General features: G+C 45.3%; 7 protein-coding genes. 2 read left to right on the top strand and 5 right to left on the bottom strand.

The genetic code is table 11. The annotated features are described in order from the left end of the window. Positions 1–516 precede the first annotated feature (516 nt). Together QUB08_RS30930 and QUB08_RS30925 are read right to left on the bottom strand one after the other, a co-directional pair. Positions 517–1,206 carry a hypothetical protein gene (locus tag QUB08_RS30930; RefSeq protein WP_333157411.1) on the bottom strand — a complete coding sequence of 230 codons (690 nt, stop codon included), beginning with the start codon at positions 1,204–1,206 and terminating at the stop codon, positions 517–519. Positions 1,207–1,348: 142 nt separating this feature from the next. Next, complete coding sequence (locus QUB08_RS30925; protein ID WP_333230004.1) at positions 1,349–2,191, bottom strand: TlyA family RNA methyltransferase; 843 nt, start codon at positions 2,189–2,191, stop codon at positions 1,349–1,351. A 221-nt stretch (positions 2,192–2,412) separates the two neighbouring features. Between QUB08_RS30925 and QUB08_RS30920 the strand changes: the two genes are divergently transcribed. Then, the gene (locus QUB08_RS30920) at positions 2,413–2,652 is read left to right on the top strand and encodes a hypothetical protein (RefSeq protein WP_333230002.1); all 240 of its coding nucleotides are present in this window, start codon (positions 2,413–2,415) and stop codon (positions 2,650–2,652) included. 253 nt (positions 2,653–2,905) lie between these two features. Here the strand turns inward: QUB08_RS30920 and apcB are convergent, their stop codons facing one another. Further along, complete coding sequence (apcB, locus tag QUB08_RS30915) at positions 2,906–3,415, bottom strand: allophycocyanin subunit beta (RefSeq protein WP_293258696.1); 510 nt, start codon at positions 3,413–3,415, stop codon at positions 2,906–2,908. A 339-nt stretch (positions 3,416–3,754) separates the two neighbouring features. On the opposite strand from apcB, the gene glnA reads away from it, so the two are divergent. After that, positions 3,755–5,176: a type I glutamate--ammonia ligase gene (gene glnA, locus QUB08_RS30910; RefSeq protein WP_333211802.1), complete on the top strand. Its 1,422-nt coding sequence runs from the start codon at positions 3,755–3,757 to the stop codon at positions 5,174–5,176. A 288-nt stretch (positions 5,177–5,464) separates the two neighbouring features. On the opposite strand, the gene QUB08_RS30905 is transcribed toward glnA, so the two are convergent. Together QUB08_RS30905 and QUB08_RS30900 are read right to left on the bottom strand one after the other, a co-directional pair. Next, positions 5,465–6,724: a transposase gene (locus tag QUB08_RS30905; protein ID WP_333230000.1), complete on the bottom strand. Its 1,260-nt coding sequence runs from the start codon at positions 6,722–6,724 to the stop codon at positions 5,465–5,467. Positions 6,725–6,763: 39 nt separating this feature from the next. Continuing rightward, positions 6,764–7,198 (bottom strand): hypothetical protein, encoded by a 435-nt coding sequence (locus QUB08_RS30900; RefSeq protein ID WP_333229998.1) that lies wholly within the window; start codon positions 7,196–7,198, stop codon positions 6,764–6,766. Positions 7,199–7,273 lie beyond the last annotated feature (75 nt).

Genomic DNA, 7,273 nt, shown 5'->3' with positions numbered 1-7,273 from the left:
TAGGCACAGATATTTTTCCTACAGTGAAGGTATGAAAATCCTTAGTCATCAAAGCCAGAACTGCGGAATGTGGGTTATACGGTTCTTCAAGTCTTGATCAAAATTGGTCAACTGATTGTTCCGCCCTAAAAATCGCAGTTGAGTAGGGTGCATCAATCGATTTTAGATTTTAGATTTTAGATTTTAGATTGAAGCATTGACCCCAGGGAGAAATTCGGGGGGCAAGTTTCATCGGATACAGGTTTTTTATGTCTCCACGGATGAATTTTGGAGCTTGTATCCTGGATGCTTTCGGTCAGAAGAGCGTTATTTCTTAAGAATCGAAGATCTATAGCAATCCTAAATCATTTGTATAATTCTTGTAGGGGCAATCCGACCCCTACTCCCCGTGGTTGCCCGATAGATAGGGGGTAGGCACGGGGAGTAGGGGTAGCACTACCCCTACAAATTTATCTGAATCATTTAGGATTGCTATAGGATCTATCGAAAATCGAAAATCGAAAATCGAAAATCGTATTACCGTCTGGCAATTCTAACACCTTCTCTAAAATGAGCGATCGTCGCAATTACCGCTATAGAAAAGTAAAATATTCTAATCAGCCAAAAACAAACCCGCATTGACCAAGAAACAATAGTCGGAGCAATGCCTGTTAACTGTACAAATCTGGAATTAACTTTTTTTTCAAAGCTGTCAAGGTCTTTCATCTCCGATTGTTTCGTCGGAATAACCGGAAACTGACCAGTATATACGTAATAACCTAGAAAACCAGGCAATCCTACTTTTCTATTCAAAAATGAGTTAGTTAATGTTGCAGTTTGCGCTGGTAATAATTTATCCGATTCCTCGACTTTTTCCAGCCAAGAATTATATCGGATGGCTGGCGTAATCATGAAAACTAAGGGAACTATAACTATCAACAAAGCTGCACTAATTTTGCGACCGTATTGAGGGTGTAGAAGCCTTGTCGCCACACCCACTCCCATACCGATAAATGCAAATATCAATATATTTAACAGTTCAATAATTTCGATGCCCCTCAACAAATCGCCGATAATCAGAATTGTATATAATAATTTGTCAGCTAGTAGCAGAGCCACCCACTTGATCAGCATTGAAACGCCTACAATAGTAGCTAAAATCGCCACATACCCGATGGCACCTAGAACGTAGAGTAAAATCGAACCGGCTTGTTTGAATGATTGCATGGAATTATTCACTCTTGTGAAAGTTGAGGAGTCTGATTGACAAAAAAATCTAAATTTTAGAGCAATCTGGAGTTCCAAATTTGATTTTTAAAATTGATTAGTTTGACATCTTGAAATCAATCTACAATCTACAATCTACAATCTACAATCGATCGACAAGTTCCCGCGCCGCCGCTTTGGTGACTTGTGCGATCCCTTCCTTCACAACATCCTCTTCGATCGCCCTCGGCTCAGGCTCTTGTTCGCGATCAATCCCCAACCATAAAAGATACTCGATATTACCGGCCGGGCCAAGTAAAGGCGACCACGTTAAGCCGCGTTGCTGCCATCCTAAAGCTGTGGCTGCCTTCCACACTTGAAAAATCGCATCGGCTTGAGTTGCTGAGTCTCGCACTACCCCTTTTTTCCCGACTCTCTCGCGCCCTACCTCAAACTGCGGTTTTACCAGCAACACTGCTTCTCGCGGTGGTACCAACAATTCCCACAGCGCGGGTAAAATCTTATCCAGGGAAATAAACGACACATCTACTACCGCCAAATCTGCTGGCGCAGAGTCGCCGTAAAGCTCAGTAGCAGTCATGTACCGCAAATTGGTGCGTTCTTTCAAAATTACTCTCGGATCGTTCCTCAAGCCCCAATCTGCTTGACCGTAGCCAACATCTACGCCGTACACTAGGGCGGCGCCGGCTTGCAGCAGACAGTCAGTAAAACCGCCTGTGGAAATGCCGCCGTCGAGACAAATTCTGCCTGCAACGGGAATCGCAAAAACTTCTAAAGCTTTGGCTAATTTGTCGCCGCCTCTAGAAACATAGCGCGATCGCTCTTTAATCTGAATTTTTGCTGCAATGTCAACCTCAGTGCCCGGTTTGTCAACTACCTGTTGGTTGATGGAGACTTTCCCAGTCCGAATCAATGCCTGAGCTTGCTGTCGGGAACTGCACAAATCTAGGCTGACCAATAAAGTGTCTAGTCGCTGTTTAGCCAAGGTTTTTAATCTGTACGGATAGGGTTAAGGACTGTACCAGATTAGCACTTACGCACAAGCCCGACTGCTAATTTTTGGCAATTATTTTGGTTTTGAGCTGATCGCGGGGCGATCGCCCCACCTCACATTATGTGACTGAGATCGCTCTGAGTGTGTAGTTGAATCACAGATAAACATCCGTAGAATCACACAATAATTTTGGCTACTAGCGGATGATTTATATGCAGCTAAAAGCACTACAAATACCATCAGGACGATCGACAATGAAAACAATTAACTTTCCTATCAGAAATTCGGGCAATTGTCAAGACAATCCCCTCGCCTTCGTCAGCGGTGACATCATCCACATTCTTTACCCCAATGGCGAAGTAGAAGCAACAACCACCGCACAAATCGATCGGCGCCAAACCAAAAATCCCCTAGACAAATGCCTCGTCTGGGGATGTGTTGACGATTTTTAGCACCAGTTTCAAGAAAGAATGCAATTATAGGGAAGCTCCAAACCCTTAATTCATAAGTCATTCCCAATTATTCAAATTTTTAATCTATAATTTTTAATCTATAATTTTTAATCTGAAATCTTTAATCTAAAATTGTATAACCCATAAAAAAAGATCGCTTGGAGGCTGTGAGGCCAAAAAAAGCGATCGATCTAACTGCTGCTAACTGCCAGCCACAAGTGCAATTTGCTGCTAAAAGAACTAGCAAATTGACTTAAATATCTTGTTCGCTCAATTCGCGAATCATGTAATCAAAAGGCTGATCCAAAAAAGGCCCCACAGACAAGCCAGCAGCTTCCACCTGAGCCTTAACCATCTCCTTCATAATGCTAATCCCCATCACCGTCGGGCCAATGGGAACGCTTAGAGAGTTGTAAGTTTCTCGCAAACCTTGCAGCACGCGCTCGTCGAGCACGTCGGTACTTCCAGCCACGAGGGCGTAAGTAGCATAGCGCAAGTAGTAGTCCATATCCCGCAGACAAGCCGCGTAGCGACGAGTCGTGTAGGCATTTCCCCCGGGACGGATCAGTTCTGGCTGTTCAGCAAATAGCTGGATACCAGCTTGCTTGACAATTGCCGCAGCATTGCTGTTAATCGCAGCCGCCGCCTGTACCCGTGCCGTGCCCGTTGCAAAATAAGATTTCAACCGATCGATACCATCTCGGTCTAAATACCTACCAGCAACATCATAATTTTCAATCAGGCTCGTCACTGCATCGCGCATAAGTTTCTCTCCCAAAAATCTTTATCAATACTTTGCTATCTGAGACAGACCGCCTATTGTAGACTACTACAAATCGGCGTTTGATTAAGATTTGAGATAGGATTTTCACGAAGGGTAGTCTATCCGCGGCAAACTGTCGTAAAATTCAGCCGTTTGCCTTTATGTTCAGCCGACAAATAATCCACAGGGCAAGAATCTCGAACTGCCCGACCGCACTGGGCCGCTATTTCAAAATTTTGTAGCCATAGATACAAAATAGTGGATACTGAAGGCCTACGATCGCCCAAACAGTCTGAAATCGGCCGATCGCCAAGACACAACCAATATCAGGAGTAAGTCATGTTCCAGACACCCCAAGAAGCCTTAAACTACATACAAGAAAATAAGATCCAGATCGTTGACCTCAAATTCATCGATATGCCGGGGATCTGGCAGCACCTTTCCCTGTACCACGACCAAATCGACGAAACCGCATTCACAGACGGCGTACCCTTCGACGGTTCCAGCATTCGGGGCTGGAAAGCCATCAACGAATCAGACATGACGATGGTCATCGATCCGACCACCGCTTGGATGGACCCGTTCATGGCAGAACCTACCATCAGCTTCATTTGCAGCATCAAAGAACCTCGCACCGGCGAACCGTACAGTCGCTGTCCCCGCACCATTGCCCAAAAAGCCATAGACTACTTGCTTTCCACCGGTCTCGGCGATACAGCATTCTTTGGCCCGGAAGCAGAATTCTTTATTTTTGACGACGTTCGCTTCGACCAAACCCAAAATTCCGGCTACTATTACGTAGATTCGATCGAAGGTCGTTGGAATTCCGGTAAAGAAGAAGCAGGTGGCAACCTCGGCTATAAACCGCGTTACAAAGAAGGTTATTTCCCAGTAGCACCAACCGATACCTCTCAAGACATGAGAACGGAAATGCTGCTGACAATGGCAAAATGCGGCGTACCAATCGAAAAGCACCACCACGAAGTCGCCACCGGCGGTCAATGCGAACTCGGCTTCCGCTTTGACACTTTGGTAAAAGCCGCCGACTACTTGCTGACTTACAAATACGTCATCAAAAACGTCGGCAAAAAATACGGCAAAACCATCACCTTCATGCCCAAACCGCTGTTTAACGACAACGGTTCCGGGATGCACGTTCACCAGTCGATTTGGAAAGACGGTCAACCTCTATTTGCAGGCGATCAATATGCAGGTTTCAGTCAAATGGGACTGCATTACATCGGCGGCATTCTCAAGCACGCACCGGCACTTTTGGCAATCACCAACCCCACGACCAATTCCTACAAGCGGTTAGTTCCGGGCTTTGAAGCGCCTGTAAACTTAGCTTACTCTCAAGGGAATCGATCGGCATCAGTGCGGATTCCGTTGTCGGGAACCAACCCCAAAGCCAAGCGGTTAGAATTCCGCTGTCCCGATGCCACATCCAACCCCTATTTAGCATTTGCAGCCATGCTGTGCGCCGGCATAGACGGCATCAAGAATCAAATCGATCCAGGCGAACCTTTGGACGTTGATATCTACGACCTTTCCCCTGAAGAATTGAGCAAAATTCCTTCAACTCCCGGTTCCTTGGAAGGCGCTTTAGAAGCTTTGGAAAAAGACCACAGTTTCTTAACTGAAACTGGCGTATTTACCGAAGACTTCATCCAAACCTGGATTTCCTACAAACTTGACAATGAAGTCAACCCGATGCGGCTGCGTCCTCACCCCTACGAGTTTGCTCTCTACTACGACTGTTAGATAGTTAATAATTAAAAATTAAAAGTTAAAAAGGGTAATTATACCATCTTTAACCTGTGATTTTTAATTAATAAGAACGCCGCCCTTAAAAGCGGCGTTTTTTTTTATTTAGAACTTCTGGATCAGCGCCCAAACTCTCCGGTTACCCGACACTATCAGGGCAACGCTGTGAGTAGTAGGGCCCATTGTAGCCTCAGAGACATCCTCTACAGCCCATTTATTTGCTTTCTCATCAACAGTGACATCCTCCCCCACCAAATCAAAGATTATGGTGGGGGCTTCCCAAAATCACTTTTGAGATTTCCTGGTTTTTCCCTTGCGGGATTTCGACACTTGCCTAGACTCAGTTGCCTCAATCCCCGGTAGATCGTCTGCACAGGCAGTTTTCATTCCCGTCTGTCCAACGGTATTAATTAGTTTGATTCCTCGGTTTCTGATATTCTGACCTGCTGCTACATCCCTATCCGTCTTGTATCCACAATGAGGACAATCATGGATTCTCACACTCAGGTCTTTTTTGACTTCCCCACCACATTCGGGACACTGTTGAGAAGTCCCCCTTGCATCGACTTCGGAGAAGAACTTTCCACGCTTCCAGCACACATACTTGACAATGGTTCTAAACTGTCCAAAAGCAGCATCAAGCATATGCTTCCCAAACATCCCTTTGGCACTGACGCGGTAATCCAAGTCTTCCATGAAAACCATATCACCTGCATCACAGAGCATATGAGCTTGTTTGTAGTGAAAGTCCTTCCTCGTGTTGTCGATTTGGTGGTGAAGACGAGCAACTTTAAGACGTTGTTTCTCGTAGTTCTTAGACCTCTTCTGTTTCCTGGAAAGCCTGCGTTGCAGCAATTTCAACTCGCTTTGCAGCTTTTTAAAGAACTTGGGAGGTTTTACGAGAACACCGTCACTGGTTGCCAAAAACTTCTCCACCCCAATATCCACCCCGATGGGATGACCATGAGGAGTTGGGTCAGGGACGCTAACATCACACTGCAAGGAGATAGACGCATACCAATAGTTGGCTTTCCTCAATATTCTGACCTGCTTGACCACAAACCCAGAAGGGATAGGGCGATGCAGGTTAATTGGAATTGCTCCAATTTTGGGCAATTTAATGTGCAAGTTCGTTACTGGATTATCCTTGAATTGAGGAAAAAGCAACGACTTGAACTGCCCGTACTTCTTGAAGCGTGGAAAACCCAATCCTCGTTTCTGAAAGTATTCCCAACCTTTGTGCAACTGCTTAATAGCTTGCTGAAGGACTTGGGAAGGAACCTCACCCAGTCTGGGGAATTCCTTCTTGGCTCGTGGCAAGTTATTAAGTTGTTGAATTTCGCCAGGAAACTTTACTTCGGGAGGGAGGATGTATTCCTTTTCCAATGAGCATCTATCAACCAAACACTTACGACTATCGCACCAATCTTTTATCTCCCGAAGGGCGTAGTTATACGCTCCTCGGCAGAGTTCCATCCACTCAATAAGCTGCTGCTCTTGAGTAGTATCTGGATAGATTCGGTAGCGATGGGTAAGTGTCAGCATTCCCTTAGTATACTGAATTTACTGGCAAGTAGCGCACCATTAAATGTTAAGTTTAGGGACATCGAATCCCGTAAACTTAACTGGGGAAGTCCATGTATCCCAAAGCCGACCTGGGTACAGGTACGGCGTGGGTCTTATAGCTTCCCCAAACCCCCTCAAAAAGATAAACAAATCGTCAGCGGTAGTGCCTTCCTGAACCCGATATATCTTATTCAGAATGAAACGTGCTCTTGCCTCAGCTTTTGGTATGCCCGTAACTTCATCAGGATCGATAGAGATGGCACTGCCTTCTTTTAATGTACCTGTTGAGTTGCTTAAATTGCGATCGTCCCTTTGAGCAACCCGCACGCTGTGAATCTGCAAACAAGGCTCTGTCTCAGAGATATTCCAGACAGCAGCTAGCGCCCCACTTTTTCCCAAACCGAGAACTGCGGCACTAACAGTCAAAATTAGCAAAAAGTTGAAAGGATTCACGGCTCTCCTGAGTTTATGGTGTAAAATGTACCTACTAATACATTTACCGTTATGAGCTTCCATCTAGACTATCTA

This window comes from Microcoleus sp. BR0-C5, assembly GCF_036705045.1.
Classification (GTDB): Bacteria; Cyanobacteriota; Cyanobacteriia; order Cyanobacteriales; family Microcoleaceae; genus Microcoleus.
This window is presented reverse-complemented; position numbering and strand designations above follow the sequence as displayed.

Excerpts from the sequence above, each read along its gene's own strand:
- apcB (WP_293258696.1), bottom strand. The coding sequence starts at position 3,415 with ATGCGCGATGCAGTGACGAGCCTGATTGAAAATTATGATGTTGCTGGT.
- glnA (WP_333211802.1), top strand. The coding sequence starts at position 3,755 with ATGTTCCAGACACCCCAAGAAGCCTTAAACTACATACAAGAAAATAAG.
- QUB08_RS30920 (WP_333230002.1), top strand. The coding sequence starts at position 2,413 with ATGCAGCTAAAAGCACTACAAATACCATCAGGACGATCGACAATGAAA.
- QUB08_RS30930 (WP_333157411.1), bottom strand. The coding sequence starts at position 1,206 with ATGCAATCATTCAAACAAGCCGGTTCGATTTTACTCTACGTTCTAGGT.
- QUB08_RS30905 (WP_333230000.1), bottom strand. The coding sequence starts at position 6,724 with ATGCTGACACTTACCCATCGCTACCGAATCTATCCAGATACTACTCAA.